Origin of the sequence: Sedimentitalea sp., from assembly GCF_039973035.1 — a bacterium.
GTDB lineage: Bacteria > Pseudomonadota > Alphaproteobacteria > Rhodobacterales > Rhodobacteraceae > Sedimentitalea.
This window is the reverse complement of record NZ_JBDWLR010000106.1, coordinates 18,581-44,072: the sequence shown is the minus strand read 5'-3', so window position 1 is coordinate 44,072 and position 25,492 is coordinate 18,581. Positions and strand designations below refer to the sequence as shown.

Here is a 25,492-nt window from a genome sequence, read left to right as displayed (position 1 = left end):
AATGTTCTACCGCCTTTCTGGTGTGTATCACACCAATTACATCTCGGACAGCCGTATTTACAAGGTTCCCGCTGACCGGAACCTGGCTCTGACCTTCCTTATACTTGGCGTGGCCGCGCCGTTTATCGCTCCGTCGCTATACGTTAACAGCTACATGTTGCCTTGGCTTATCTGGACTTCGGCGGCGCTTGGGTTGAACCTTGTGACCGGCTGGGCGGGACAGCTGCATTTGGGTTACGCGGCGGTCATGGCGGTGGGCGCATATTCGGCGATCCACGCAGCCCGCTTTGGGGTGCCGTGGGAATTCGCGCTGATCATCGGCGGGCTTTCCGCTTCGGTAATTGGCAGCTTGTTCGCGTTCGCGGCATTGCGGGCCAAGGGCCTCTATCTTGCACTGACGACATTGGCCATGCAGTTCATCATGGACTGGGTGCTGACGCACTCCCCGGCGATTTCGGGCGGTTCGCATGCCTCACTGCAGGCGCCAACGCTGAAATTGCTTGGCCAGGAAATCACGTCGGATACAGGTCTGTACTATGTGGCGCTCGCCTGGTGTCTGTTGGTCACCATCTTCATGCTGAACCTCAAGCGCACCGGCCTTGGACGCGCCTTGGTTGCGGTTCGCGAAAAGGATTATGCAGCTGCCATTCTGGGCGTGTACAGCTTTTACTACAAAATCGTGGCGTTTGCGATGTCGTCCTTTATCGGCGGCGTTAGTGGCGCCTTGCTCGTTGCGACCTTCTTCTTCCTGGCTGCACCGGAGCAGTTCTCGGTGGCGGTTTCAATCCAGGCGCTGGCGATGGTTATCGTTGGCGGTTTGGGGAGCATCATTGGATCCTATTTTGGTGTCGCGCTGATTCTCTTGGTTCCAGGATTGGTCAACGGGGTGGTGGTCGCCGCCTCTGAGCAGTTGGGGATGCAACTCAACGTCGAAACACTCGCGCATATCCCCAACGCTGTCTACGGCGCGCTGATTGTCATCATACTTCTAATCGAACCTCTTGGTCTTGGAAAACTCTACGGCAACATCCGGGATTACCTAATGGTTTGGCCGTTTGATCAGCTTAGGAAATAGAATTCATGTCGATGGAAGACCAGACTGTCGCCGAGCCCATTTTGTCGATGAACAGTGTCGAAGTGCTGTACGATAACGTTCTATTGGCAATCAAAGGCGTCTCGATCGAGGTTCCCAAGGGCAAGATGGTTGCTCTTCTGGGGTCAAACGGGGCGGGCAAAAGCACGACACTCAAGGCAATCAGCGGCCTGTTGAAAGCCGAGCGTGGTCATATCAGCCGCGGTGAGATCCGTTTTGGCGGAACCGTTATCACCGAGGCTCTCGCGCAAAAACGAGTGGAGATGGGCATTTGCCATGTCATTGAAGGCCGTCGCGTTTTCGAACATCTCACACCCGATGAAAACCTGATCGCCGCGGCGCCACTCGGCATGAGCAGGGCTGCGTTGAATGCGGAGAAAGACAGGATCTACAATTATTTTCCTCGACTGGCCGAGCGGCGCAACTCCTTTGCGGGATATCTGTCTGGTGGCGAACAGCAGATGCTCGCCATTGGCCGGGCTCTGGTGACGCAACCGGACCTGTTGATGCTTGACGAGCCAAGCCTTGGACTTGCCCCGTTCCTGGTGGCCGAGATCTTCGACATGATCAAGAAAATCAATCGGGAAGAGGGCTTGTCAGTTCTTCTTGTGGAGCAAAACGCACTCGCGGCGCTGGAGATCGTGTCCGACGGATACCTGATCGAGAACGGCCGAGTTGTCATGCATGACACGGCGGAGGCGCTCAAGTCGAACTCCGACATTCAGGACTTCTACCTCGGTGGCAAAGAGGGAAGCAATTTCCACAACGTGAAACATTACAGTCGGCGTAAACGGTGGTTGAGTTGACCGGGCGCCCCGGTCGTTTCTACGGGAGGTAAACATGAAACTACTCAGCAGTGCCGCATTTATTTCTACCATCGTCTTCGGGATGGCAATGTCCATACCTGCAGCTGCATTGGCCGAACCATTCAGGGTCGGTGTCTGCTACGATCTGAGCAAGGCCTATACCTTTGCAACGCCGCAGGTTGCTCAAGCCGCGAAAGATCTGGCAGCGCTTGTGAACCGCAAAGGCGGGATCGGAGGCGAGCCGGTTGAAGTGATCGTGCGCGATCACGGCAATGAACCGCAACGAGGCGTGGAATGCTACGAACAGTTGAGCCGCGAAGGAGTGTTTGTATTCGATACATTGTCGACACCCGTATCGCTTGCGGTTCTGCCGCGGGCAATGGAGGACGGACGCGTCCTCATGCAGTCCCTTGTTGGGCGGGGCGACGCGGTTGATGGGACTGTCTTCGATTGGGTCTATCCGATCGGGCCTACTTATTGGGGCCAAGCGGCAAATGACATTGCATATATTAAACAGCTGCATGACGGCGACTTATCGAATGTCAAGGTTGGCTTCGTTTATTTTGACTATCCTTTCGGCCAGGAGCCGATCGAGATTCTGAAGACGCTTTCCGAAAAGGAAGGTTTCGAGCTTCTGCTCTACCCGGTGCCGCTTCCCGGCAATGACCAGTCAGGTGTCTGGTCCAAGATACGCCGCGACAAGCCCGATCAGATTGTCGTCTGGATGCTTGGCGGTGCACATGTCGTCGCTTCAAAGGAAATGAAGCGGAACGGTATCCCGATGGACAAATATATCTCGGTCAACTGGCTGAACGAAGTAGATATCGCCAACATCGGCGCAAAGAACGCCATCGGCATCAAGCGCGGGACGAATGTGGTCGGCGGCCAGGACATACCGCTCTACAAGGAAATCATGGCCGAGCTCTATGATAAGGGCAACGGGAACGGTCCGATCGAAAAGACCCAGGACGTTTTCTATAATACAGGCCTCGCGATGTATTCGATCATGTTCGAGGCCGCGCGCAAGGCAGTTGAGCTGCAAGGGCTTCCCATAACGCCCGATTCCTACCGTGCCGGATTAGAGTCGCTACGAGGCTTTGATGCGAACGGATTGATGGCTCCGATCACCGTTACCGCGCAAGACCACGGAGGCGGCGGAGCAACAAGGATCGAAATGTGGGACGGCACAGCCTGGGTCCCACAGACTGACTGGCTTTCCGAATATTCGGATCAAGTTTGGGCGGTAGTAAAGGAAAGCTCATCGAAGTTCGGCAAATGATGCAGCATCAATTCAGCCTGTTCGGCGTCCGAATGAGGAGATGCAGGGCGACCGGACAAAACCACAACCAGGGAGAAATGAAATGAAACTTCTGTCTACTGTTACTACGGCCGCCTTCGCCACGATGTTGGCGTTAGGGGCTACCGAGGCGTCCGCACAAGACAAAGAGCCGGTGCGTTTCGGCCTATGCTTCGATCTCAGCAAGTCCTATACCTTTATCTCTCCGCAGGTCGCACAGGCGGCGCAGGACTTGGCGAAGTACGTCAATTCAAATGGCGGTGTGGAAGGGCATCCTGTTGAGGTTGTCATTCGCGATCACGGTAATGAACCCCAGCGGGGCGTGGAGTGTTATGAACAGCTCAAGCGTGAAGGTGTTTCCATCTTCAACATGCTGTCGACTCCGGTGACGAATGCCGTATTGCCGCGGGTGATGAAGGATGGGAACATCCTGATGCAGTCCTTCGTCGGTCGCGGTGATGCCGTCGACGGCGAGGTGTTCAAGTGGATATTTCCTGTCGGTCCGACCTATTGGCAGCAGGCGGCAAACGATGTCGCCTTCATCAAGGGCCAGATGAACGGCGATCTGAGCAAGGCCAAGATCGGGTTCATTTACCTCGATTATCCCTTCGGCCAGGAACCCATCGAGATTCTCAAGACACTGGCCGAAAAGGAAGGATTCGAACTCGAACTCTATCCGGTTCCGCTGCCCGGTTCGGATCAGTCCGGCGCCTGGAGTAAAATTCGCCGCGACAAGCCCGACTATGTGATCAGCTGGCTGCTCGCCGGTGGTCACGTGGTTGCCGCGAAGGAAATGCGGCGAAACGGATACCCGATCGACCGTTATCTGTCGGTGAACTGGCTGAACGAAGTCGACATCAACAACATCGGTGCGGCCGACGCCAAGGGCATTCTCCGCGGGACCAACGTGGCCGGCGGCCAGGAAGTACCGATCGTGAAAACAATGCTCGAAACGTATTATGCGAAGGGTGAAGGTAGCGGCCCGGAAACCCTTGTCCGTGACGTGTATTACAACACCGGTATGGCGATCTATTCCGTCGGTTTCGAAGCCGTCCGTCTGGCCATCAAGCAGAACGGTTGGCCGGTGACGCCGGAGAGCATGAAGACCGCCTATGAATCGATCTCCGATTTCGACGGCAACGGGCTCATGGCTCCGGTCACGGTGACCGCATCCGATCACGGCGGTGGTGGCAAAACCCGTGTCGAGCAGTGGAACGGCGAGACTTGGGTTCCGCTGACCGATTGGAGCGCTGACTACACCGATGTGGTGTGGGAGGTTATCAAGGAAAGCTCCGCGAAGTTCACGGTCGAATAATACCAATCCTCCCCGCGGCCTTTGTGCCGCGGGGAGCCCCCCGGCTGTCCGCTGGCCGAAAGCGGTTCCCAGATCAAGATAGGCAGGAATATGAACCCGATCGAAGTGACGGTTGAAGAAGGGATTGCGACGGTTTGCATCAACCGTCCAGAGCGCAAGAATGCTCTTTCCGTGGCGGCCACCAACGGGCTGACCGAGGCTTGGGAAAGGGTCGAGGCCGACAATGCGATCCGCGTGGCGATTCTAACCTCTGCAGATTGCGGCGTGTTCAGCGCCGGGCTCGACCTTAAGGAAGCCACCCAGATCGCGCGCGCCGAAGGCGTGGATATCCTGACCAAAATGCGCGATCCCTTTCACGAGACCATGCGTGCCTGCAAGAAACCGATCATCGCAGCGATGACCGGATCGCTGATGGCAGGCGGCATGATGCTGACCCTGAACTGCGATTTGCGTGTCGGTTTGAAGGGCACCAAGGTCGGCATTACCGAAGTCAAGATCGGCCGCGGTTCGCCCTGGGCGTCGCCGGCGCTGTCGATGCTGCCGCAACCCGTGTTGATGGAGATCGTCCTGACCGGCGACCTGTTTCCGATCGAGCGGCTGCACGAATACGGATTCACCAACTATATCGAAGATACGCCCGACGCCGTGCGCGCCCGCGCCCGGGATCTGGCAACGCGGATCGCCAAGGGCGCGCCATTATCGGTGATCGCCGCGAAGGCGAGCGTACGCGCCACAATGGATCTGGGCTGCGCGGGCGGCTTGGAAGAGGGCAAGCGCCTGCACGAAGTGGTCTATGCCAGCAATGACGCCATCGAAGGTCCCAAGGCCTTTGCCGAAAAGCGCGAGCCGGTGTGGACCGGAACCTGAAGGAGACCGCGATGAGCGAGCTGATGCGCCTGGACAGGGATGGCCCCATCGGCATTCTACGATTTCTCCAACCCGGGAAGCGGAACCCGTACAGCATTGCCTTTGTCGACGCGCTGATCGAGAACCTGCGCGAGGCTGATCGGGACGACGGCGTTCGCGCCGTGGTGATGACCGGCGGCGATCATTTCAGCAGCGGTGGCGATCTGGTCGGGTTTCGGTCGGAAATCGCCAAAGGGGCCAGGGCCACATCGGAAATGGTCGAAAAAGTCCACGATGGCGGGCGCGCCGCCTATCTCTTTCGCAAGCCCCTGATCGCGGCCGTGAATGGCGTTGCCTATGGGGCCGGATTGAGCCTTGCGCTGTCGGCCGACATTGTCGTTGCCGCAGAAGATGCGCGCCTCTGCGAAGTGTTTGCCCGTGTTGGAGGCTGTCCTGATACCGGGTCGAGCTGGTTGTTGCAGCAAAGGGCTGGCGCGGGCGTCGCCCGGATGCTGGTGCTGACGGGGCGTGAACTCGACGGGCGCGCGGCAAGAGAGCTTCGCGTGGTCGAGGAATGCGTTCCCTCGGGGCAGGTCGAAAGCCGCGCCGTGGAGATCGCCCGGGAGATTGCGGCGCATCCGATGTTCGGTGTGCAGACGGCCAAGCGCGTCATGCGCGCTTCGGCCGAGTGCAGCTACATCGAAGCGCTGGACATCGAGCGCGATACTCAAAGCGTTCTGCTTTGCGCGCATGACTTTCCAGAGGCCATGTTGGCTTTCTCGGAGAAAAGAAAACCAGAGTTCAAAGACCGCTGACACGGTCGAGGCCACATCAAGAGACTTATGGAGAGACCGCAGTTATGAAGGTGCTTGTGCCCGTCAAACGCGTGATCGATTACAACGTGAAGGTCCGCGTAAAGGCGGACGGATCGGATGTCGATCTTGCCAATGTGAAGATGTCAATGAACCCGTTCGATGAGATTGCCGTGGAAGAGGCGATCCGGTTGAAAGAGGCGGGAAAGGCGGAAGAGATTGTTGTCGTTTCCGTTGGTGTCAAGCAGGCGCAGGAAACGTTGCGTACCGCCTTGGCCATGGGTGCCGACCGGGCGATTTTGGTGGTTGCCGCCAAAGACGTTCATACGGATATCGAACCTCTGGCCGTTGCCAAGATCCTCAAGAGCATTATCGACGAAGAAAAGCCGGGAATCGTGCTGGCCGGCAAACAGGCGATCGACAATGACATGAATGCGACCGGCCAGATGCTTTCTGCATTGCTGGGCTGGAGCCAGGCGACTTTTGCCTCGAAGGTCGAGATAGACGGCAATCATGCGGTGGTCACCCGCGAGGTCGATGGCGGTCTGCAGGCGATCAAAGTGAAGATGCCGGCCGTCGTGACTGTCGATCTGCGCCTGAACGAGCCGCGCTATGCCTCACTGCCCAACATCATGAAGGCGAAGAAGAAGCATTTGGATGAAAAGACCCCGGAAGACTATGGCGTCGATGTAAGTCCGCGCCTCGAGGTCGTTTCGATAGCCGAGCCAAAGGCACGCAAGGGGGGCGAAATGGTCGACTCGGTCGACATGCTCGTTTCGAAACTCAAAGAGGCAGGAGCAATCTGATGGCAGTCCTACTACTGGCAGAAGTGAACAATGGCGAACTCGCCTTCGACGCTACGGCAAAGGCGGTTACCGCTGCCAAGGCGCTTGGCGATGTCACGGTGCTTTGCGCCGGCGCTTCGGCAGCTGCGGCGGGTGAAGCCGCGGCCAGGATCAACGATGTCGCCAAGGTGCTTGTGGCCGAAGATGCCTCGCTCGGGCACCGCCTAGCCGAACCGACAGCCGCTCTGATCACTTCATTAGCCGGTGACTTTTCCCATATTTGCGCACCGGCCACGACCGATGCCAAAAACATCATGCCCCGTGTGGCTGCGTTGCTTGATGTCATGGTTATCTCAGATGTCTCCGGGGTCGTTGACGCCGATACATTCGAGCGCCCCATCTACGCAGGCAACGCAGTACAGACCGTGAGGTCAAAGGATGTAACCAAGGTTGTGACCTTCCGGACATCGACATTCGACGCTGCCGGCGATGGCGGCTCGGCGAGCATTGAAACAATCGGTGCCGCGCACAACCCAGAGCTATCTGAATGGGTTGAAGACAAGGTTGCCGAGAGCGACCGCCCTGAACTCACCTCGGCCGGCGTGGTCGTTTCCGGCGGTCGCGGTGTCGGCTCCAAAGACGATTTTGCGTTGATCGAGAGGCTGGCCGACAAACTGGGCGCCGCCGTCGGCGCGTCGCGTGCTGCAGTGGATTCGGGCTTTGCACCGAATGACTGGCAGGTCGGACAGACCGGCAAGGTGGTGGCTCCTGACCTTTATGTCGCAGTGGGCATTTCCGGCGCCATCCAGCATCTCGCGGGAATGAAAGACAGCAAGATTATCGTGGCGATCAACAAGGATGAAGAAGCGCCGATCTTCCAGGTCGCCGACTTCGGCCTCGCCGCAGACCTCTTTTCCGCTGTACCCGAACTGATCGAAAAGCTGTAAGTCCAGTTCCACTTCGAATATGAAAAGGCCCGCCATCCCGGCCTGTTTGGAAACGATTGGAGGCTCCGGCAAGACCGGGGCCTCTTTTGGTGTCAGAGTAAGCGCCCACCGGACCCGGCGTTTCGTCTTGCGGTGAGTTACGCGACGTTCGCGTGCTGATTCTCGTTGCAGAATAGTTTGCCGTATAAGCCAAAGTCCAGACACGGAACGTAAGCTGTCATCAAGGCGGTGCCGGATTTGAGCTAATGGAATGAACTGCCTTCCCGCCGAGACGCAGCTATTGTCGCGCGTTTGGTGGAGAAGAAGGAGCATTCTGATGGATATCACGGTTCTTGGGATTGATCTGGGCAAGACGGTTTGCAGCCTTGCGGGGCTTGATGCCAGCGGCGCTGTGATTTTCCGCAAACGCATCCAACGGTTTCGACTGCTGGATTTTCTGGCGGAGTTGCCGGCTTGTATTGTCGCGATGGAGGCCTGCGGGGGCGCACATCACATTGGGCGCTTCTGCCTCCAACATGGGCATGAGCCCCGATTGATGTCGCCGCTGTATGTCCGGCCTTATGTGAAGGTTCACAAGAATGACGACCGCGATGCAGAGGCGATCGCCGAAGCCGCCACCCGACCAACAATGTCGTTCGTTGCAATCAAATCTGAAGAGCAACTCGACCTCCAGGCTTTGCACCGTGCGCGGGAACGTCTGGTGTCGGATAGGACGCGCCTGATCAATCAAGGTCGTGGCTTTCTGATGGAACGCGGTATTCGTGTCGGTACAGGCCGTCACGTATTTCAGAAAGAACTGACAATTCTGGCGGCGGGGGGCACTGTCGATCTATCGCACCGCATCGTCCTGATGTTGTCGGACATGGCAACAGAACTGGCAGACATCAACCGCCGGGTTGCGGCCATCGATGCCGAGATCAAGGAACTCGCCAAGACAAACGCCGACATGCGGCGGCTGATGGAGATCCCCGGTGTTGGTCCGACGATCGCCTCGGCCCTCGTAGCGGCCGTCGGTACCGGCAGCAGCTTCGGCAAGGGCCGCGATCTCGCTGCTTGGCTCGGCCTTGTTCCGCGACAAATCACGACGGCTGGCAAGGCAAAGCTTATCGGTATCTCGAAGCACGGCAATCGCTACTTGCGCAAACTCTTCATCCACGGCGCACGAACGGTGCTGCATCTCGTGCGCGACAGGACGTCGCCGATAACGCGATGGGCGGATGGTCTGAAGGAGCGAGCGCATGTGAACGTCGCTACGGTTGCCATGGCCAACAAGTTAGCGCGCATTGCCTGGGCCGTCTTGACGAAAGGCGAACGATACCGAGCCGCTGCGCTGGTCGGTTCGTAAGTCCAGCGAGACGAAAAATAGAGGAATCTGCGGGCGAGAAGGAGATGGACCAACGACCAATCGGCGTTCTGTAAGTCTGACGGGGAGCATGGCCCCCGAGTGCCGATGAGCTAACGAGACACAGGACGCGCGACTTCCCATCTTGGTCAGGGGCAGATCGAATGGCCTCACAAACAGACCGAATACATAGAAGCAGGGTCAGCGGTGCATCGACAAATCGCTTGCAGGGGAAGGCAGTTCATACATACCCCCCGGAAATCGGACACTGACGTAAGCTACGATTTGTTGTCTGCTGGTCTTCGACGAGAAGGAGATCAGAGATGTCGAAACGCAAGCAGCATTCGCCGGACTTCAGGGCGAAGGTCGCCCTGGAAGCAGTAAAGGGCGAGGAGACGGTATCGGAACTGGCAAGCCGGTTCGGTGTTCACCCGACGATGATCCATCAGTGGAAGCGTGTGTTGCTCGAAGGCGCTTCGGGCGCGGGCCGACCGAAGCCGGAGATCGACGAGGATCAGGTCAACGGTTATGCAGGTTGCGGACGACTTGGGGATCGGATTATCGAGCCTGACGCGCTGGAAGCGGCAATACCGGGAAGCTGATTTGTTGGCCGGTCCGCACGAGGATACGGCCAAGGAACTGGCACGACTTCGCAAGGAGAACGAACTGGTCTGAAGAACGATCTTCCAGACCCGCACCGCCGCAGAACTGGCTCTTGGCCGACATATCGATGGCATTTTCAATCCACGTCGGCGGCATTCCGCTCTGGGATACGAATCGCCGGTATCATTCGAGGCCGAAATGGCCATCGCAGAGTGAAAGCCGCTCCACAAAATCCGGACAAGTCCAAACACATCAAGACCGGCGAAGGGGCATAATGTTATTTTCTACGGCGAACCGCGAGCACGGCGGGTGCTGAAGCCCAACAACTCGCGTGAGGACCTGCATGTCGCGAAAGCTCATTTCGCTGCCGATGAGAAAGCGCGTGACACGGCGTTTTCCACGGGTCAGGTCGGTTGCTGAAAAATTAAACATTTGTTAGATTTTTGCAACGCAACCGCAAACATACGGGTTTCACAATGTCGCTGATCACGAATTCCTCGGCCTGGGCTTCGGACGAACACAGGATGTTCGCCGAAACGACGCGCAAGCTGTTCGACGCCGAGATGGCGCCGAATGTCGACAAATGGGCCGAACAGGGGATCGTCGACCGCGATTTCTGGCGCGAGGTTGGCAAACAGGGCGTCATGGGCGGTTCCATCGCCGAGGAATATGGCGGGTTCGGCGGCGGCATCGGTTTCGACGCGCTTACTGTCTACGAACAGGGGCGCACCGGCGACACCGGCTGGGGGTACGGTATCCAGAGCATCGTGATCCATTACCTGGACGCCTATGGCAGCGAAGAGCAGAAGAAGAAGTGGCTGCCCCGACTGATCAGCGGCGAGAGCGTGGCGGCGATCGCCATGACCGAACCGGGAACGGGTTCGGACCTGCAAAACGTCCAGACCTATGCGGAGAAGGACGGCAATCACTACAAAATCAACGGCTCGAAGATATTCATCACCAACGGGCACACCGCCGACATCATCGTGATCGTGACCAAAACCGACCGCAGCGCCGGGGCCAAGGGCGTGTCGCTGATCGTGCTGGAAACCGAGGATGCCGAAGGGTTTCGCCGCGGGCGGAACCTGAAGAAACTCGGCATGAAGGGGTCGGATACGGCCGAGCTGTTCTTCGAGGATGTGCGGGTGCCGATGGCGAACCTGCTGGGCCAGGAGGAGGGGCAGGGGTTCTATCAACTGATGAAGCAACTGCCCTGGGAACGGCTGATGATCGGCATCACCGCGCTTGGCTTCATCGACTTCGCAATCGCCGAGACGGTGAAATACGTCCAGGACCGCAAGGCGTTCGGCAGCCGGATCATGGATTTCCAGAACACCCGGTTCAAGCTGGCGGAATGCAAGACGAAGGCCGAATTGCTGCGCAGCTTCGTCAATGACGGGATAGCCCGCCTGGAAACCGGCAGGCTGGATGCGGCTACCGCGTCGATGGCGAAATGGTGGGGCAGCCAGACGCAGAACGAGGTCATGCACGAATGCCTGCAACTGCATGGCGGCTATGGCTTCATGATGGAGTTCCCGATCGCGCGGCTCTACGCCGACAGCCGGGTGCAGATGATCTATGGCGGCACCAACGAGATCATGAAGGAACTGATCGCGCGGTCGATCGACATCTGACCCGCGCCACCGGGCCGGTGCGGCGTCAGTCGTCGCCGGCCCCCAGGATCTCGGCGGTATGCTCGCCCAGGCGGGGCGCCGGGCGGTGGTCGGACCGCGCCGGCGTGGCCGAGAACCGTACCGGCGGGCGTGTCGCCCAAATCGTGCCCTCGCTGGGGTGGTCCAGCCGCTGAAAGAAGCCTGTCGCGGCAAGATGCGGATCGGCTGGCAGATCGGCAAGGTTTCGCACCGGCATCGCCGGGATGTCGGCCTTTTGCATCAGCTCCATCCATTCATCGGTGGTCCGGGTCGGTGCCAGTTCGGCCACCATGTCGTAGACCGCGCCGATATTGCGGCTGCGCGCATCCATGTCCGTCACCCAGGGATGATCGACCATGTCGGTGCGGCCGACCGCCTGGAAAAAACGTGCCCATTGGACATTGGTATAGGGTAGGATGGTGATGTAGCCGTCCCGTGTCTGCACTGGTCGGCGGTGCGGCACCAGCATACGGGCATAGCCGAAATCCTGCGGAGTCTCCTCGAACGTGGCACCGTCGAGATGCTCGACCAGAAGGAAGGAAGAAAGCGTTTCGAACATCGGCACTTCGACATGCTGTGCCTCGCCGGTGCGTTCGCGGTGAAACAGCGCCGCCATCACCGCATAGGCCGCGGTCACGCCGCCCAGCTTGTCGGCCAGGATTGTCGGCGCATAGGCAGGCGGCGCGTTGGGGTCGCGCAGGGCGGCAAGGCTGGCCAGCCCCGAAACCGACTGTACGATGTCGTCGAAGGCGGGCCGATCGGCATAGGGCCCGTCCTGGCCGTAGCCTGTGGCCGAAACGGTGATCAGGTTCGGGTTCTCGCGCCGCAGGGTTTCGGGGTCGAGAGACAGGCGCGCGAGCGCGGCGGGCCGGATGCTGGAAATCATCACATCCGCATCGGCAAGCAACCTGCGCAAGCGTCCCTGGTCGTTAGCGGTCTTCAGATCGAGAACGACGCTGCGCTTGTTGCGGTTGGTGCCGAGAAAGGCCGCGCCCATCTTCTTGTTCCGCGACGGCTGGACCTGCCGCAAAAGGTCGCCCTCCGGGCTTTCGACCTTGATCACGTCGGCACCCAGCTCGCCCAGCATCTGGGTCGCCAGCGGGCCGAACACCACCGAGGTCAGGTCGACGATCGTCACGCCATCGAGAATCGATGCCTTGGGTTCCGTTTTCATGGTCTCAGCGGTCCTTTCTGGACATCGCGCCGAATTCCGTCCGGATCGCCGCGCCATCCGCGTCGAAGCCGGGCGAGGGGCCGAGCGCCGGATTCCCCCCGCTTCGCCTGATCGGCGGCGCGGGCATGCGAAACGCGCCCGCGGGCGACGCGATGGTCGTGCGGTCGAGCTGGGGGTGTTGGGACAGGGCGGCAATGTCGTTCACCGCGCCATAGGCGATCATCGAGCGCGCCAGCAGATCGAGCATGTCGGGCCGGTCCCGCGCCGCAAAGGCGGCCTCGATCATCGGCTGCAGCACGCCCCGGTTGCTGTTGCGGCTGTCATTGCTGTCAAAACGCGGATCCGTGGCCAGGTCCGGCTGTGACAGCACCGTGTCGCAGAACCGCGCCCATTCCCTTTCGTTCTGGATCGAGATCACGATCTGTTCGCCATCGCGGCAGGTATACGCGCCATAGGGGCAGATGTTGGGGTGGCTCAGACCGACCCGCGGCGTGTGCCGGTTCGCGTATTCGTGAAACACCAGCGGCACCGCCATCCAGTCCGCGAGCGTGTCGAACATCGCCACCGAAACGCCGGTTCCCCGGCCTGTGCGGCCGCGCTCCACGAGCGCCTCGCAGATCGCGGCATGGGCGGTCATGCCGGTCGAGATGTCGCACACCGACACCCCCACCCGGCCAGGGCCGTCCGGCGTCCCGGTGACCGATGCCAGGCCGCTTTCGCATTGGATCAGAAGGTCGTAGGCCTTGGCATCCCGCATCGGCCCGTCGGCGCCATATCCGGTGATGTCGCAGGTGATCAGCTGCGGGAACCGTTCGCGAAGCGTCGCCGAATCGAGCCCGAGCTTTTCCAGCGCGCCGGGCAGAAGGTTCTGGATGAACACATCGGCGCGTTCCAGCATCGCAAGCAGCAGCGCGCGGTCCTCGCCGGACTTGATGTCCAGCGCGACCGATTCCTTGCCGCGGTTCAACCAGATGAAATAGGCGCTTTCGCCATGTGCCGCAGTGTCGTAGCCGCGGGCAAAATCGCCGGCTCCCTTGCGTTCGATCTTGATCACCCGTGCGCCGGCATCGGCCAGCCGCGACGTGCAGAACGGCGCCGCGACGGCCTGTTCCAGCGCGACGACCAGGGTGCCGGCCAAAGGTCCGGCCTGCGGCCCGCAATTCTGATTGCTCATGATCTTCTCGCTTTCGACTTACCAGCTTGAATAAAATCTAACATCTGTTAGAAATGATATCAACACACTCGGATGGCAATTAAAAGCAGGGCCATAATGCAAGACAAGACCGGATCGGATCAGGTATTCCGGCGCGCGCTGGCGGATGGCGAGATCGCGCTCCCAAAATGCGACAGTTGCGGAAAATTTCATTTCTTCCCGCGCGTCGTCTGCCCGCATTGCCATGAAACGGCGTTGTCCTGGCACAAGGCCAGCGGTTGTGGAGAGGTGCATACGACGACCGTGGTGCGCCGCAGGTCCGAGCAGGGCGGGGACTACAACATCTGCATGGTCGAGCTGGAGGAAGGCGTGCGGATGATGAGCCGGGTCGAGGGGGTCGCGCCCGCGGATGTGGCGATCGGTATGGCGGTCACCGTCTATGTCGGCGAGATCGACGGAAAGCCTGCGGTGCTGTGCAGGCCGGTGGAGGGCTGAGCGATGACGGGAGGTTTGCGGGGAAAGACTGCCATCGTGGGCACCGGCCATGCCGGATTCGGCGAGGCGCGTGGCCTGACCGCCTATGACATCATGGCCCAGGCCGGGCTGGCGGCGGTGGCCGACGCGGGGCTGTCGCTGGCCGATGTCGACGGGCTGTTCTGCACCATGATGGAAGACAGCATGCCGGCGCTGATGGCGGCCGAGTATCTTGGTATCCAGCCGCGATTCGTCGATGGTACGATGACCGGCGGGTCGTCCTTCGTGAACTACTTGACCTCGGCGGCGATGGCGCTCGATGCGGGACTGTGCGACGTCGCGCTGATCGTCTATGGCTCGAATCAGAGAACCGCGTCGGGACGGCTGGTGACGGCCTCGCGCCCACCCGAATACGAGGCCCCGTATAAGCCGCGCTATCCGATCTCTGCCTATGCGATGGCCGCGGCCCGGCATATGTACGAATACGGCACCACCCGCGAGCAACTGGCCGATGTGGCGGTGGCCGCGCGCGCCTGGGCGCGGCTCAATCCCGAAGCGTTCGATCGCGGCCCGCTGAGCCGCGAGGACGTGCTGGCCGCGCGCATGGTAGGCGACCCGCTGACTGTGCGCGACTGTTGCCTGGTGACTGACGGTGGCGGCGCGGTGGTGATGGTGCGCGCCGACCGTGCCAGGGATTGTCCGAAGCCGCCAGTCTATCTGTTGGGCAGCGCCGCAGCCAGTTCGCACCGGCAGATATCACAGATGCGGGATTTCACCACCACCGCGGCCCGCGAATCCGGCGCGCGCGCCTTCGCGGCGGCCGAAGTGGCGCCGGGCGATATAGACCTGGTCGAGCTCTATGACGCGTTCACGATCAATACGATCCTGTTCCTGGAGGATCTCGGGTTCTGCGCCAAGGGCGAAGGGGGCGCCTTTGTCGAGGGTGGACGCATCGCCCCGGGCGGGGTGCTGCCGGTGAATACCAATGGCGGCGGGCTGTCCTGTGTGCATCCGGGGATGTACGGCATCTTTACCGTGATCGAAGCCGCGCGGCAGATTCGTGGCGACGCGCCCGGACAGCAGCTAGAGAATATCGACCTGGCGCTTGCCCACGGCAATGGCGGCGTTCTGTCCAGCCAGGTCACGGCGATCTTGGGATCGGGAAACACGCTGTAGGGCGTTCTAGGGAGGAAGAAACATGCCACTGGATTTCGAGGCGCTTTCGAATTGGGATTTCGAGGAAATCGAACAGACGCTGAGCGAAAGAGACACGATTCTCTATGCGCTCGGGCTGGGTTTCGGCGAAGACCCGACCGACAAGAAGGAACTGGCCTATGTCTACGAGGACGGGCTGAAGGCGGTGCCGTCCATGGCGGTCACGATGGGCTATCCGGGGTTCTGGCTACGCGACCCGAGAACCGGCGTGAACTGGCAGAAGGTTCTGCATGGCGAGCAGTGGCTGGACATCTACAAGCCGCTGCCGGTGAAGGGCAATATCGTCGGTCGCAGCAAGATCGACTTCATCTCCGACAAGGGCGAGGGCAAAGGCGCCGTCATCTATCAAAGCCGCGAAATCATCGACGCCGATACCGGCGAAAAGCTGGCTCGCGTAGCGATGTCGGCCTTTTGCCGTGGTGACGGCGGCTTCGGCGGGGAAAACCGCCCCGGACCGACGCCTGCCGAGTTGCCCGACCGCGCACCCGATCATGTCTGCGACATCGAAACGCTGCCGCGGCAGGCGCTGATCTATCGGCTCAGCGGCGATTACAACCCCCTGCACGCCGATCCCGACGTGGCGCGCTCGGTCGGGTTCGACCGGCCGATCCTGCATGGGCTGGCCACCTATGGCTTGGCGGCGCGCGCGATCCTCAAATCGCTGCTGGACTACGACGCCAGCCGTCTCGTCGGGCTTGATGTGCGGTTCTCGGCGCCGGTCTATCCGGGTGAAACCGTGCGGTTCGAGATCTGGGAAGACGGGGGCGAGGCCCGGTTCCGTGCCTCGGTTCCTTTACGCGAGGTGGTGGTCCTGAACAATGGGGCCGCCAGGTTCGCGTGAGGGCGGGAAAGATGCAGCCGCTCGACGATATCCTGGTGCTCGATTTCAGCACCCTTCTTCCGGGTCCGATGGCGACGCTGATGTTGGCCGAGGCCGGCGCTGAGGTGATCAAGTTCGAGCGCCCCGGTACAGGCGAGGGCGCGCGCCATGCGAATCCCAAATTAAATGGTGAAAGCATCGGCTTTGCCGTGCTGAACCATGGGAAGCGGTCAGTAGCAATTGATCTGAAGGCAGAGGGCGCGGTGGAATCGCTGCGCCCCCTGATCGAGAACGCCGATGTGCTGGTCGAACAGTTTCGCCCAGGCGTCATGGATCGGCTGGGGCTGGGGTATGACACCCTTCGCCGGATCAATCCGGGGCTCATCTATTGCTCGATCACCGGCTATGGCCAGACCGGGCCAAAGGCGGCGTCCGCCGGGCACGATCTGAACTATGCAGGCGATTCGGGCGTACTGTCGCTCAGCCGGGGCCCCGACGATCATCCGACGATGCCATCTGGTCTGATCGCCGATGTTGGCGGCGGCACCTATCCTGCCGTGATGAACATCCTGCTCGCGCTTCGGGCTCGCGACCGGAACGGGCAGGGGATCCACCTGGATATCGCGATGGCCGAGGGCGCCTTTGCCTTTGCCTATTGGGCCCATGCCGAAGGCGTGATCGCTGGCCAGGACATCGACAGCGGCGGCAGCCGGCTGACAGGCGGGCTTGCGCGCTACCGGCTCTATACTGCAGGCGACGGACGGCAGGTCGCGGTTGGCGCGCTGGAAGAGAAATTCTGGCAGGCCTTCTGCGACGTGATCGGCCAGCCGGCCGATCTGCGCGACGATTGGGCTGATCCGGAAACCTGCGCTGCAGAAGTGGCGCGGCGTTTGGCAGAGAGGCCTTCGTCCGATTGGGCGCCGCTTCTGGAGGAGGCGGATTGTTGCTGTACGGTCGTGAAAACCCCTGCCGAGGCCGCCGCAGACCCGCATTTCGCGGCGCGCGGGGTGTTCGGCCGGAAGCTGGCGATTGCCGGCACCAAGGTGCCGGCCCTGCCATTGCCGATCGCGCCCGGTTTTCGTGGTCCGGCGGATCAAATCGGTCGCGCGCCATCTTTGGGAGAAGACAATGCGCGCCATGCTGTGGTGGAACTTGAGCCGAAATGAATCCCGTTGACGCGTGGGCTTTCGGACATTATTCTAACATTTGTTAGAAATATGAGGGAGAGTTGCGATGGCACAGTCCAAGGAGGGCTTGTCTGCTGAGGCCGGTCAGTATGTGATGCCATCGCGCTTTGTTGAGAGCGACAGCGTGGAAGTGCAGGATTTCGTTTCCTCAGCATTGCGTGATCTGCCTGCGGATGCAATCGACCGGGACAAGGCGATCCGCCTTTTCGAGGCGGTACGCGATGGCATCCGTTACGACCCATATTGTTTTGCATTGGACGAGGATTCTTATCGAGCCAGTCGGATCGCGGGCGCCGAGGCGGCGTTCTGCGTCCCCAAGGCCATTCTTCTAGCGGCTTGTCTGCGGGCCGCGGGCATACCGGCGGCGCTGGGTTTTGCCGATGTCCGCAACCACCTGAACACACCCAAACTGCAAGAGCTGATGGGCACGGATCTGTTCATCTATCACGGCTATGTACAGCTGTGGCTGGATGACGAGGTCTACAAGGTCACTCCAGCCTTCAATATCGAGCTGTGCGAAAGGTTCGGGGTGAAACCGCTGGTCTTCGACGGCCATCACGATGCCCTGTTCCACGAGTTCGACGAAAAGAACAATCGGCACATGGAATACGTGAACGACCGTGGTCTCTTTTTCGATGCGCCGATAACGGAGTTCCTGCGCGTTTTCCGGGAAACCTATCCCCAGCTGGAGGAGTTCAACCGCGTTCGTATTGCCAACGGGTCCAAGGGCTATGATGCCGGGTTCTCGGTAGAAGGCGAGTCATGAAATACTTGGAGGATTTCCATCCAGGCCAGGTGTTTCGCTTTCGAAGTGCACCGATGAGCGCGGAGTCGATAAAGGCCTTTGCCCTGGAATGGGACCCGCAGCGGCTGCATACCGACGAGGATTATGCCACCGCCATGCACGGAAGCCTGATTGCCTCCGGTTTTCAGACCATGCTGGAGGCGTTCAAGCCCATCATGATCGAAATGATGGTCGACGTGGCCAATATCGGCGGCATGGGCTTTGACAATCTGCGCTGGTCGCGCCCCGTTCGCCCCGATGAACCGCTCGATATCGAGATGCAGGTCAACTCGGTCACGCCGTCGCGCAGCAAGCCCGACCGGGGTGTTCTCCACTATACGCTGCGTGCCAAGAACCCGGCGGGCGAGGTCGTTTTCTCCACAGACACGCCTGTCATGATCAAGCGAAAACCAAATGAAACAGACTGAAGACAACACCCAGGATCAGGAAGACCTGCGCCTGCTGAGGGAAAGCGCCCAAACCCTGTTCGCCCGGGCAGGCGGCAGCGACCGCGCCAGAAAACTGCGCGATGCCGGTGGTCGGTGGGGTGACGGCATGATTACCGAACTTGCCGGCGCTGGCGTTTTCGGCGTCGCGGTGCCGGAGGAAAACGGCGGCCTGGGCATGGGTCTTGCTGCTGCCGGCGTGCTGGCCGAGGAGGTCGGCCGTGTCATTGCCCCCGAACCTGTGGTGGCAACAATCGGGCTGACGATCGGTCTCTTGTACCGTCTTTGCCCGGATCACGGGATGTTGGAAAAGGCCATCGGGGGCGAAACCGTGCTGGCGACGGCCTGGCAGGAACGCGGCGCGGCGGGGGTCGCGCCGGGCAGGGACTGCCGCTTTGCGGGCGGCAGGCTGACCGGCGCGAAAGCCTGGATCGCCGGTGCGGTCGGGGCCGACGGCTATCTGGTGGTGGCCGAAGGCGACGGCGGCGCGGTTCTTGCCTATGCGGAGGCGGGCGCGGCCGGGCTGAACGTCGAAGGCCGCCGGCAGGCCGATGGCAGCGCATTGGGCGAACTGTCCTTTTCGGCGACGCCGGCCGAGCTTCTGGCCGAGGGGGCGGCGGTCGAGGCGGCTCTGGCCGAAGCGGTCAGCGACACCACCGCGCTGGCCGCGGCCGAGCTTGTCGGGCTAAGCGGTCGTGCCTTCGAGATCGTGCTTGATTACGTCAAGACTCGCGAACAGTTCGACAAGCCCATCGGTGCCTTTCAGGTCATCCAGCACCGCGCTACCGACCTGTATGTGATGCAGGAGGTCGCCCACGCAGCGGTGCGCGAGGTGTTGTCGTCGATGGACCGTGCCGCGGCCGGACCCCAAGCGCGTGCCCGCCTGGCCAGCCGCGCCAAGGCTCGCGCCGGCGCGGCGGCAAAGAAGATCACGCGCGATGCGGTCCAGCTTCACGGGGCGGTCGGATATACCGACGAATTCGACATCGGGCTATTCCTGAACCGGGCGCTGGTGCTGTCGGCTTGGCTCGGGGACGACACCTATCACCGGCGGCTCTGGCTTGATGCCCGCGACAAGGAGGGGGCGGAAAGATGACGGACTGGAATGCGATGACCGACGAGAATTTCCGCCGCGAGGTCCATCAGTTCTTTGAATCCGAGTACCCCGAGGAATTGCGCCACCTTCCGCACCGCCCGACCTTTGCCGAGGTCGAGCATTGGCATCGCAAGCTCCATGCTAAGGGCTGGGTCGCTCCGGCCTGGCCCGCCGAGTATGGCGGCATGGGGCTGAGCGCCGCGAAACTTCTGATCTTTTACGAAGAACAGCAACGCTGGGGTGTGAACCGTGGGCGCGACATGGGCGTGCAGATGGTTGGCCCACTCATCATCAAGTTCGGTACCCAGACGCAAAAGGACTATTGGCTGCCGCGGATCCTGAGCTGTGAAGACATCTGGTGTCAGGGCTATTCCGAGCCAGGCGCCGGGTCCGATCTGGCCAACTTGCGCACCCGCGCAGAGATCGACGGGGATGACTTTGTCATCAATGGCCAGAAGATCTGGACCACCATGGCGCATGACGCCACGCATATCTTCATGCTGGTGCGGACCGATCCCGACGCGCCGAAAAAGCAGCAGGGCATTAGTTTTATTCTGGCGCCGATGGACCAGCCCGGGGTCGAGGTGCGCACGATCCGGACGCTGGCCGGCGAAACCGAGTTCTGCGAGGTCTTCTTCGACGATGCCCGCACGCCTCGCGCGAACCTTGTGGGCGAGCTGAACAAGGGCTGGACGATGGCCAAGGCGCTCCTGAGTTTCGAGCGTATCTTCATCGGTTCGCCCAGCCTTGCGCAGAATGCTCTGGGTCAGTTGGAGGTTTTCGCCCGCGGCCGCGGGGCGTTTGACGATCCGGTGTTCCGCGACCGTTTTGCCCAGGCCGCGCTCGACGTGGAAGACCACGCCGCGCTCTATTCCCGGTTCGCCGATCAGCTCAAGCGTGGCGAAACGCTGGGCGCGGATGTCTCGATGCTCAAGATCTGGGTGACCGAGTGCTTTCAGCGCATCACCGAGTTGATGATCGAGGCGGCCGGACCGGATGGTGGCACCATCGGCCCGCTTCAGGTCGGAAATGTCAGCGTCGATGTCCTGGCCAGCTTTTACAAGGCCCGGCCGACCACGATCTACGGCGGATCGAACGAGATCCAGCGCAACATCTTGTCCAAGGCAGTCCTCGGACTGCCGGGCTGAACCGATACCAACGTCCAAGGGAGGAACCCCACAGTGTCAAACCGTTATGCGAAGTATGACAAGCTGAAATTTGACTACCCGGCGGATCGCGTCCTGCGCATCACTTTCGATCGGCCCGAGAGCTTCAACTCGGTCGATGCAGAAACCCATACCCAGATGACCGATATGTGGATCGACATCGATCGCGACCCCGATATCAATGCGGTCATCGTGACCGGCGCGGGCAAGGCGTTTTCGGCCGGCGGCGATTTCAGCCTGATCGAAAGCATGATCGGCAATTCGCACGAGATCATGAAGACGTGGAAAGAGGCCAAGGACCTCGTCTACAACATCATCAATTGCAATAAGCCGATCATCTCCGCCATCAACGGCCCGGCCGCCGGTGCGGGTCTGGTGGTCGCAATTTTGGCCGACATCTCGATCGCGGGCAAACGGGCCAAGATCGTCGACGGACACCCGCGGCTGGGCGTGGCCGCGGGCGACGTCGCGGCGATCATCTGGCCGCTGCTGACCTCGATGGCCAAGGCCAAATACTATCTGATGACCTGCAAGCCGGTTTCGGGCGAAGAGGCCGAACGCATCGGGCTGGTCTCGATGTGCGTCGAGGATGACGAGCTGCAGCAGATCGCCCTGGATACGGCTGTCGAACTGGCCAACGGGTCGCAAAGCGCGATCCGCTGGACCAAGTATTCGCTGAACAACTGGCTTCGTCAGGCCGGGCCGATCTTCGATGCCTCGACCGCGCTTGAAATGCTTGGCTTCATGAGCGAGGACGTCAAGGAAGGCGTTCTGTCGCACCGCGAGAAGCGAGCGCCGAACTTTCGCAAGGACTGTCCGCTTTAAGGGGCGCAGGGTCGAGGAGGTATGGTCATGTCCGAGAGCATCTATCAAGACATCGCGCAAGCCTATGCCGCCGCGGCCGAAAAGGCCCCGGGCCTGAAATCGCGATTTGCGGCGGCCGGGTTCGATCCGGCAGCCATGACATCGCTGGAGGACCTGTCGCGTCTGCCGGTGATGACGAAGGAGGAGCTTCTGAAGCTTCAGCGGGACAACCCGCCTTTTGGCGGGTTCCTGGCCGCGGACATGAAGGATATCGGGCGGATCTATGTTTCTCCCGGTCCAATCTTTGAGCCGGCGCTGCCGGGCGGTGGCGGCCATGGGCTGGACCTGCTGTTCAAATCCGCCGGGGTCGGGGCGGGCGACATCATCCTGAATACCTGGATGTATCACCTGGTGCCGGCGGGTCTGCTCTTTGATGAGGCGGCGCAGGCCGCGGGCGCCACGGTGATCCCCGGCGGGGTTGGCAACACCGAGCTTCAGGCGCAGATCGTCGTTGAAACCGGCGTGACCTCGATCTGTGCCTCGACCGCGTTCTTTCTAACCCTGGCGGACAAGGTGATCGAAACCTATGGCCGCGATGCCTGGAAGGTGAAGACCGCCTTTCTTGGCGGCGAAATGGGCGACTGGATGGCCAAGCGCCGCCGGATCGAGGCCGATTATGGCGTGTCAACCTGGGCGGCCTATGCTACCGCGGATCTCGGTTTGGTGGCCTATGAAGATGGGGGCGAGGGCTATGTCGTGCATCCGGATTGCGTGGTGCAGATCTGCGATCCGGTCAGCGGCGAACAGCTGCCTCAGGGCGCGCGGGGCGAGATCGTTGTGACCGCACGACACGCAACCTGGCCGATGATCCGGTTTGGCACCGGCGACAGCGCCTATGCGCTGGACAGCAACGCGGATGGCAGTGTCAGCCGCCTGTCGGCGTTGCAGGGTCGGGTCGGAGCGGCGGTGAAGGTGCGCGAGATCTTCGTCTATCCGCGCGTGGTCGAGGAGGTTGTCATCGCCACGCCGGGTGCCAAGGCGGCTCAAGCCATCGTGACCCGCGAGAACGACCGCGACACGGTCCGCCTGTCCCTAGTGCTGGAAGAGTGCGCGGACGAGCAAGCCGGCCGTGAGGCCGCCAACGAAGCGTTTAAGTTGCATGCCCGCATTCGCGCCGACGACGTCGCTGTTGTTCAGTCGCTGCCGGAAAACGCTCCACTAATCGTCAACCAGAAGGATGGTTGATGGCGCAGACTTCGCCATACAGGACTGTAATGTTAAAGCTCAAGGCTGGCTCAGCACTAAGACCTGATCAGGGCGTAAATGTGACACAGGTTTTCATATGCGGAGAACCACCCGATGTCGGGGACAGCAGTCGTGGCAGGTGACGCGATGCGAGTTGTAACATCAGAAGAAACATGTCGCGTTCGGTGTCCTGCCCGTGGTGTGCCCCTATCGGGTGGTCCGGTTTGATTGTTAGTGCATCGCGGGCCTCTGGTCTATCGGGACGATGCTTTCCGGCGCGGGTGGGCGGTAGCCCAGAGCGCTGTGCGGCCTGACCGTGTTGTAGTGAACTCGCCATTGCTCGATCAGGATCTGGGCCTCCCGCAGGCTATAGAACAGCTCTCCGTTGAGGAGTTCATCGCGGAACCGAGCGTTGAAGCTTTCGCAGTATCCATTCTCCCAAGGTGACCCTGGTTCGATGTAGGCCGTCTTGGCACCGACCGCCGCGATCCAGTCGCGCACCTTCTGGGCAATGAACTCGGGGCCATTGTCGGATCTGATGTATTCCGGCGGACCGCGCAGGATGAACAGGTCCGTCAGCGCATCCAGCACGTCAGTTGAGTTGAGTTTGCGATCGACGCGGATCATGAGCGCCTCCCTGGTGTATTCGTCGATGATGTTGAGCGTCCGGTAGACCCGACCATCAGCTGTGCGATCCTGGACGAAGTCGTAGGACCAAACGTGGTTTGGCCGTTCGGGCCGCAAACGCACGCACGACCCTTCATTCAGCCAGAGCCGTCCCTTTTTCTTCTGCTTTTGTGGGACCTTCAGCCCTTCACGTCGCCAGATGCGCTCCACGCGCTTGTGGTTCACATGCCAGCCCGCGTTGTTCAACAGACCGGTGACCATCCGATATCCATAGCGCCCGTACTGGTCAGCCAGATCGATGATGTCGTCGGTCAGGCGTTCTTCATCGGCCCGACCCTGGGGCACCTTGCGCTGCGTGGATCGGTGCTGCCCGAGCGTGCGGCAGGCGCGGCGTTCCGATACGCCAAGCTCCCGCCGCACATGGTCGATGCATTTCCTGCGACGCGAAGGGCTTAGAAGTTTCCCCGTGCCGCCTCGGTCAGAATGAGCTTGTCCAAGGTCAGGTCAGACACCGCCCGCCGAAGCCGCTGGTTCTCTTTCTCCAGTTCCTTCAGCCGAGTGAGCTGAGATCGCTGCATCCCGCCATACAGCTTACGCCATCGATAGAACGTCTGCTGCGTCACGCCGATCTGGCGCACCGCTTCGGCAATTGTCGACCCTTGTCCCTGCAGCACTTCAACCTGCCGAAGCTTCGATACAATTTCTTCGGGCTTCTCTCGTTTCCCAGCCATCGCTGATCCTCCAATTCGCGGGACAAATCTATCCCAGTTGGCGGACCACTTTCAGGGGGCTATTCCAATTGTGGACCTCACGTCGCGATGGTCCAATAGCAATGGAGGCGTTCGCTGAATGGTAGGCTTTATACAAGCGCCGCTGTTTGTCCCCGCGTCACGGCCCACGCTATTTCCCAAAGCAGTGCTTTCGCGTCCAGACGCGGTAATCCTTGATCTTGAGGACGCCGTGGCGGAACATCACAAGGAGGTCGCGCGGGCGAACATTGACTGCGATTTCACCAGTCTTCCGGTCATCGTCCGGATAAACGGCAGAGGCACGAAATGGCACGAGGCCGATATTGCCGCAGTGAGCAACTTGCGTGGAGTGGCAGTCATGCTGCCCAAATCGGAGTATCCCGAGGAAGTGGCAGGCGTTGTTTCCAAATTGAACGGCAATCCACTAATAGCACTTATCGAGACGGCGCGGGGTGTGGCGCAGGCTCGCGCCATTGCGGCGCAGAAAGGGGTGGCTCGTCTCGCATTCGGGTCGATCGATTTCTGCGCTGATATGGGGTGCGGACACCTGCGCGAAGTCCTCTTGCCGGCAAGGTCCGAGTTGGTTCTGGCATCGCGTCTTGCCGGAATCATGGCGCCAATCGATGGAGTAACGATGCAGTTGAATGATAGAGCACTTGCCTATGACGACGCAGCGCACGCGCGCAATCTTGGTATGACCGGAAAGCTCTGTATTCATCCGAGCCAAATCGCGGAAGTAAAACGCGCATTCGCGCCAACAGAGTCAGAAATTGACTGGGCGCATCGGGTAATAGCTACCGGCGATGGTGCTGTCTCTATTGACGGTATCATGGTGGACGAGCCTGCGCGCGCCCGGGCCCGAACCGTTCTTGCGACCGTGGAGCGGAGATAATGTTATCGTCGAAGCTTACAAAAAGGATATGGCTAGAATAAATACGCCATGTTGTAAGCAGCCAACAAGGATAGCAAGGAGGATTTGCTATGGAAGCAGCGAGCATGCAGAGAGGAATGTCAAGGGCTGGGTATATGAATTCATCTGAACCGCGCTCTTTTC

24 protein-coding genes and 3 pseudogenes are annotated in these 25,492 nt (G+C 60.5%); 24 read left to right on the top strand and 3 right to left on the bottom strand.

Annotation, left to right across the window (positions count from 1 at the left end):
* Position 1 precedes the first annotated feature (1 nt).
* The 13 genes and pseudogenes from ABJO75_RS28335 (at position 2) to ABJO75_RS28275 (ending at position 11,480) form a co-directional block, all read left to right on the top strand.
* Entirely contained in the window at positions 2-1,075 is a 1,074-nt protein-coding gene (locus tag ABJO75_RS28335) for a branched-chain amino acid ABC transporter permease (RefSeq protein WP_348195835.1), read from the top strand.
* Positions 1,076-1,086: 11 nt separating this feature from the next.
* Positions 1,087-1,899: an ABC transporter ATP-binding protein gene (locus tag ABJO75_RS28330; RefSeq protein WP_348202946.1), complete on the top strand. Its 813-nt coding sequence runs from the start codon at positions 1,087-1,089 to the stop codon at positions 1,897-1,899.
* 34 nt (positions 1,900-1,933) lie between these two features.
* Positions 1,934-3,178, top strand: coding sequence for an ABC transporter substrate-binding protein (locus ABJO75_RS28325; RefSeq protein WP_348195833.1), 1,245 nt, complete (start codon positions 1,934-1,936; stop codon positions 3,176-3,178).
* 82 nt (positions 3,179-3,260) lie between these two features.
* Positions 3,261-4,511, top strand: a complete 1,251-nt coding sequence (locus ABJO75_RS28320) for an ABC transporter substrate-binding protein (RefSeq protein ID WP_348195832.1) — start codon at positions 3,261-3,263, stop codon at positions 4,509-4,511.
* A 90-nt stretch (positions 4,512-4,601) separates the two neighbouring features.
* Positions 4,602-5,378 carry an enoyl-CoA hydratase-related protein gene (locus tag ABJO75_RS28315; RefSeq protein WP_348195831.1) on the top strand — a complete coding sequence of 259 codons (777 nt, stop codon included), beginning with the start codon at positions 4,602-4,604 and terminating at the stop codon, positions 5,376-5,378.
* 11 nt (positions 5,379-5,389) lie between these two features.
* On the top strand, positions 5,390-6,172 hold the full coding sequence (locus ABJO75_RS28310; protein ID WP_348195830.1) for an enoyl-CoA hydratase/isomerase family protein: 783 nt from the start codon (positions 5,390-5,392) through the stop codon (positions 6,170-6,172).
* 44 nt (positions 6,173-6,216) lie between these two features.
* Complete coding sequence (locus tag ABJO75_RS28305; RefSeq protein WP_348195829.1) at positions 6,217-6,975, top strand: electron transfer flavoprotein subunit beta/FixA family protein; 759 nt, start codon at positions 6,217-6,219, stop codon at positions 6,973-6,975.
* The gene (locus ABJO75_RS28300) at positions 6,975-7,901 is read left to right on the top strand and encodes an FAD-binding protein (RefSeq protein ID WP_348195828.1); all 927 of its coding nucleotides are present in this window, start codon (positions 6,975-6,977) and stop codon (positions 7,899-7,901) included. The genes ABJO75_RS28305 and ABJO75_RS28300 overlap by 1 nt, the downstream gene beginning before the upstream one ends.
* 316 nt (positions 7,902-8,217) lie before the next feature.
* Positions 8,218-9,246: an IS110 family transposase gene (locus ABJO75_RS28295; protein WP_348195827.1), complete on the top strand. Its 1,029-nt coding sequence runs from the start codon at positions 8,218-8,220 to the stop codon at positions 9,244-9,246.
* A 320-nt stretch (positions 9,247-9,566) separates the two neighbouring features.
* Positions 9,567-9,725, top strand: a pseudogene (locus ABJO75_RS28290) (transposase); the annotation flags it as partial.
* Between the two features lie 40 nt (positions 9,726-9,765).
* A pseudogene (locus ABJO75_RS28285) lies at positions 9,766-9,915 on the top strand (transposase); the annotation flags it as partial.
* Positions 9,901-10,062 (top strand): annotated as a pseudogene (locus ABJO75_RS28280) (IS3 family transposase); the annotation flags it as partial. The pseudogenes ABJO75_RS28285 and ABJO75_RS28280, both read left to right, overlap by 15 nt.
* 260 nt (positions 10,063-10,322) lie before the next feature.
* Entirely contained in the window at positions 10,323-11,480 is a 1,158-nt protein-coding gene (locus tag ABJO75_RS28275; protein WP_348195826.1) for an acyl-CoA dehydrogenase family protein, read from the top strand.
* A gap of 25 nt (positions 11,481-11,505) precedes the next feature.
* Here ABJO75_RS28275 and ABJO75_RS28270 read toward each other — a convergent pair whose 3' ends face one another.
* Together ABJO75_RS28270 and ABJO75_RS28265 are read right to left on the bottom strand one after the other, a co-directional pair.
* A complete protein-coding gene (locus ABJO75_RS28270; protein WP_348195825.1) occupies positions 11,506-12,672 on the bottom strand; it encodes a CoA transferase in 1,167 nt (388 codons plus the stop codon).
* Between the two features lie 4 nt (positions 12,673-12,676).
* The gene (locus ABJO75_RS28265) at positions 12,677-13,846 is read right to left on the bottom strand and encodes a CaiB/BaiF CoA-transferase family protein (RefSeq protein ID WP_348208673.1); all 1,170 of its coding nucleotides are present in this window, start codon (positions 13,844-13,846) and stop codon (positions 12,677-12,679) included.
* Positions 13,847-13,942: 96 nt separating this feature from the next.
* Between ABJO75_RS28265 and ABJO75_RS28260 the strand changes: the two genes are divergently transcribed.
* The 10 genes from ABJO75_RS28260 to ABJO75_RS28215 all read left to right on the top strand — a co-directional run bounded on the left by ABJO75_RS28260 (position 13,943) and on the right by ABJO75_RS28215 (position 23,062).
* Complete coding sequence (locus ABJO75_RS28260; protein WP_348195823.1) at positions 13,943-14,320, top strand: OB-fold domain-containing protein; 378 nt, start codon at positions 13,943-13,945, stop codon at positions 14,318-14,320.
* A 3-nt stretch (positions 14,321-14,323) separates the two neighbouring features.
* The gene (locus ABJO75_RS28255; RefSeq protein ID WP_348195822.1) at positions 14,324-15,475 is read left to right on the top strand and encodes an acetyl-CoA acetyltransferase; all 1,152 of its coding nucleotides are present in this window, start codon (positions 14,324-14,326) and stop codon (positions 15,473-15,475) included.
* 22 nt (positions 15,476-15,497) lie between these two features.
* Entirely contained in the window at positions 15,498-16,355 is an 858-nt protein-coding gene (locus ABJO75_RS28250; protein WP_348195821.1) for a MaoC/PaaZ C-terminal domain-containing protein, read from the top strand.
* 11 nt (positions 16,356-16,366) lie between these two features.
* Positions 16,367-17,500 carry a CoA transferase gene (locus ABJO75_RS28245; RefSeq protein WP_348195820.1) on the top strand — a complete coding sequence of 378 codons (1,134 nt, stop codon included), beginning with the start codon at positions 16,367-16,369 and terminating at the stop codon, positions 17,498-17,500.
* A 67-nt stretch (positions 17,501-17,567) separates the two neighbouring features.
* The gene (locus ABJO75_RS28240) at positions 17,568-18,287 is read left to right on the top strand and encodes a transglutaminase family protein (protein ID WP_348195819.1); all 720 of its coding nucleotides are present in this window, start codon (positions 17,568-17,570) and stop codon (positions 18,285-18,287) included.
* Complete coding sequence (locus ABJO75_RS28235) at positions 18,284-18,733, top strand: MaoC family dehydratase (protein ID WP_348195818.1); 450 nt, start codon at positions 18,284-18,286, stop codon at positions 18,731-18,733. The genes ABJO75_RS28240 and ABJO75_RS28235 overlap by 4 nt, the downstream gene beginning before the upstream one ends.
* Positions 18,720-19,847 carry an acyl-CoA dehydrogenase family protein gene (locus ABJO75_RS28230; protein WP_348195817.1) on the top strand — a complete coding sequence of 376 codons (1,128 nt, stop codon included), beginning with the start codon at positions 18,720-18,722 and terminating at the stop codon, positions 19,845-19,847. The genes ABJO75_RS28235 and ABJO75_RS28230 overlap by 14 nt, the downstream gene beginning before the upstream one ends.
* Positions 19,844-20,995 carry an acyl-CoA dehydrogenase family protein gene (locus ABJO75_RS28225; RefSeq protein WP_348195816.1) on the top strand — a complete coding sequence of 384 codons (1,152 nt, stop codon included), beginning with the start codon at positions 19,844-19,846 and terminating at the stop codon, positions 20,993-20,995. Before ABJO75_RS28230 ends, ABJO75_RS28225 begins: the two co-directional genes overlap by 4 nt.
* Before the next feature lie 33 nt (positions 20,996-21,028).
* The gene (locus tag ABJO75_RS28220) at positions 21,029-21,838 is read left to right on the top strand and encodes an enoyl-CoA hydratase/isomerase family protein (protein WP_348195815.1); all 810 of its coding nucleotides are present in this window, start codon (positions 21,029-21,031) and stop codon (positions 21,836-21,838) included.
* Positions 21,839-21,865: 27 nt separating this feature from the next.
* The gene (locus tag ABJO75_RS28215; RefSeq protein ID WP_348195814.1) at positions 21,866-23,062 is read left to right on the top strand and encodes a hypothetical protein; all 1,197 of its coding nucleotides are present in this window, start codon (positions 21,866-21,868) and stop codon (positions 23,060-23,062) included.
* 231 nt (positions 23,063-23,293) lie between these two features.
* Here the strand turns inward: ABJO75_RS28215 and ABJO75_RS28210 are convergent.
* Positions 23,294-24,420, bottom strand: a protein-coding gene (locus tag ABJO75_RS28210; RefSeq protein ID WP_348195813.1) for an IS3 family transposase whose coding sequence is annotated in 2 segments (ribosomal slippage) — positions 23,294-24,156 and positions 24,156-24,420 — 1,128 coding nt in all. Because the reading frame shifts where the segments join, the coding sequence is not laid out codon by codon here.
* A gap of 118 nt (positions 24,421-24,538) precedes the next feature.
* Here ABJO75_RS28210 and ABJO75_RS28205 point away from each other — a divergent pair.
* On the top strand, positions 24,539-25,330 hold the full coding sequence (locus ABJO75_RS28205) for a CoA ester lyase (protein ID WP_348195812.1): 792 nt from the start codon (positions 24,539-24,541) through the stop codon (positions 25,328-25,330).
* The last annotated feature ends 162 nt before the right edge of the window (positions 25,331-25,492 follow it).